This window comes from Limosilactobacillus secundus (assembly GCF_020784695.1).
GTDB lineage: Bacteria > Bacillota > Bacilli > Lactobacillales > Lactobacillaceae > Limosilactobacillus > Limosilactobacillus reuteri_F.
Map to the genome: position 1 here is coordinate 1 of NZ_JAJGUA010000033.1, position 1,958 is coordinate 1,958.

General features: G+C 48.1%; 1 protein-coding gene. It reads right to left on the reverse strand.

The window, feature by feature from the left end:
• Positions 1-1,958, reverse strand: a 1,958-nt coding sequence (locus tag LMB57_RS05350) for a serine-rich family protein (RefSeq protein WP_229278075.1), incomplete at both ends; no start/stop codon positions are given.

Here is a 1,958-nt window from a genome sequence, read left to right on the forward strand (position 1 = left end):
TGAGGCACTTTCACTTTGACTAAGTGAAGTTGAGGCACTTTCACTTTGGCTCAACGACGTTGATGCACTCTCACTTTGGCTAAGTGATGTCGAAGCACTTTCGCTCTGACTCAATGAGGTTGACGCACTTTCGCTTTGACTAAGTGATGTCGATGCACTCTCACTTTGGCTCAACGACGTTGATGCACTTTCACTTTGACTCAACGATGTCGAAGCACTTTCGCTCTGGCTAAGTGACGTTGACGCACTTTCACTTTGACTAAGTGATGTCGATGCACTCTCACTTTGGCTCAACGACGTTGATGCACTTTCACTTTGACTCAACGATGTCGAAGTACTTTCGCTCTGGCTGAGTGACGTTGACGCACTTTCACTCTGGCTAAGTGAAGTTGAGGCACTTTCACTTTGACTCAACGATGTCGAAGTACTTTCGCTCTGGCTGAGTGAAGTTGAGGCACTTTCGCTTTGACTAAGTGAGGTTGAGGCACTTTCGCTTTGGCTCAACGAGGTTGACGCACTCTCACTTTGACTCAACGAGGTTGAGGCACTTTCGCTTTGACTAAGTGAGGTTGAGGCACTTTCACTCTGGCTGAGTGACGTTGAGGCACTTTCACTTTGACTAAGTGAGGTCGAGGCACTCTCACTCTGACTCAACGAGGTTGACGTACTTTCGCTCTGACTTAAGGATGTCGAGGCACTCTCACTTTGACTAAGTGACGTTGATGCACTTTCACTTTGGCTCAACGAGGTTGATGCACTTTCACTTTGACTCAATGAGGTCGAGGCACTTTCACTTTGGCTCAACGACGTTGATGCACTCTCACTTTGACTCAACGAGGTTGAGGCACTTTCGCTTTGACTAAGTGACGTTGAGGCACTTTCACTTTGGCTCAACGACGTTGATGCACTCTCGCTTTGGCTAAGTGAGGTTGATGCGCTTTCACTTTGACTAAGCGAGGTCGAGGCACTTTCACTTTGACTCAATGAGGTCGAGGCACTTTCGCTCTGACTTAAGGATGTCGAGGCACTTTCGCTTTGACTAAGTGACGTTGAGGCACTTTCACTCTGGCTGAGTGAAGTTGAGGCACTTTCACTTTGACTCAACGATGTCGAGGCACTTTCGCTCTGACTTAAGGATGTCGAGGCACTTTCACTTTGACTCAATGAGGTCGAGGCACTTTCGCTTTGACTCAGTGAGGTTGAGGCACTTTCACTCTGGCTGAGTGAAGTTGAGGCACTTTCACTTTGACTAAGTGAGGTCGAGGCACTCTCACTCTGACTCAACGAGGTTGACGTACTTTCGCTCTGACTTAAGGATGTCGAGGCACTTTCGCTTTGACTTAAGGATGTCGAGGCACTCTCACTTTGACTAAGTGAAGTTGAGGCACTTTCACTTTGACTCAATGAGGTCGAGGCACTCTCACTTTGACTGAGTGACGTTGAGGCACTTTCACTTTGGCTCAACGAGGTTGACGCACTTTCGCTCTGACTTAAGGATGTCGAAGCACTCTCACTTTGGCTGAGTGAAGTTGATGCACTTTCACTTTGACTCAATGAGGTCGAGGCACTCTCACTCTGACTCAATGAGGTTGATGCGCTTTCACTTTGACTAAGCGAGGTCGAGGCACTTTCACTTTGGCTCAACGACGTTGATGCACTCTCACTTTGACTCAACGAGGTTGACGCACTTTCGCTCTGACTCAGTGACGTTGAGGCACTTTCACTTTGGCTCAACGACGTTGATGCACTCTCACTTTGGCTCAACGACGTTGAGGCACTCTCGCTTTGGCTAAGTGAGGTTGATGCGCTTTCACTTTGACTAAGCGAGGTCGAGGCACTTTCACTTTGGCTCAACGACGTTGATGCACTCTCACTTTGACTCAACGAGGTTGAGGCACTTTCACTTTGACTAAGTGAAGTTGAGGCACTTTCACTTTGGCTCAACGACGTTGATGCAC